Raw genomic sequence first — 887 nt, forward strand, 5'->3', positions numbered from 1 at the left:
GAGGCCTCGGACCACGCGCTGCACAACCCGGATTTCGTGCCGCCGGGCCTGTCGGGCCGCTGCCGTCCGGTCGCGGTCGACGGACCCCTCGTCGAGGCCGAGCGCGACCGCCTCGGCGCCGTCTTCGCCCAAACCCTCGCCGACGAATGCGCATGGGGCGCGGACGGATTCGCCCTCGCGACCGCTTGATCAGGCGGCGGTGCCGCCTGGGAAGCGGCCCTGAAGGCGCTCCTCCGCAAGCATCCGTCCGCCGGCCAGTCGCGACCGCCTCGCGGGATGCGACGCCCGGGGCGACGAGAACAAACCGAGCAGATCCGCTTGAGGCATCTCTGCTCGAGAAGCAGCCGTCCCAGCATGGGCCGATAAGGAGCGCGTCATGGCATCGACACAGTCTTTCTCACGTTCTTATGCATTGGAATCGTCCTCAGGGGGAACCGGTTCCGACCGGATCGACCCTCTGGTCCAGTCCGGTGGGCGACAGGGCGAGTTTATCCTCAGCGATCTGCCGGCGAGCAGCGGTTCCGACAACCAGGAGATGCTTGGCGATACACCGAACGACAACCTTCAGGTCGTACAGACGGTCAATGGTGCCTCGGTGACATTCACCAATCGAGAGTATGTCGGCCAGCTCGCGAATAGGAGCGGCGTCGTCGTGCGATCATTCTCCGCCGCGAGAAACGAATACGTCTATCTTATGTACTCAAACGATGTGTATGAGCCTTCGCAATCGATCACGCTGTCATCGACTCCCTTTGCGTTGTGCTTTGTGGCGGGCACGCGGATCCTGACGGCGCGGGGCGAGGTCGCCGTCGAGGACCTGCGGGTCGGCGACAGCGCCATCACCGCCTCCGGCCGCCGCCGCACCGTCACCTGGACCGGCCACCGCC

1 protein-coding gene and 1 pseudogene are annotated in these 887 nt (G+C 65.7%); both read left to right on the plus strand.

Translation table 11 applies throughout. The annotated features are described in order from the left end of the window. Positions 1-189: pseudogene (locus MKK49_RS14230) on the plus strand (hypothetical protein); the annotation flags it as partial. A gap of 187 nt (positions 190-376) precedes the next feature. Further along, positions 377-887 (plus strand): Hint domain-containing protein (locus MKK49_RS14235; protein ID WP_244029484.1); only part of this gene is annotated, 511 nt, incomplete at its 3' end.

Origin of the sequence: Methylobacterium sp. J-090 (assembly GCF_022829345.1) — a bacterium.
In the GTDB taxonomy this organism is placed as follows: domain Bacteria; phylum Pseudomonadota; class Alphaproteobacteria; order Rhizobiales; family Beijerinckiaceae; genus Methylobacterium.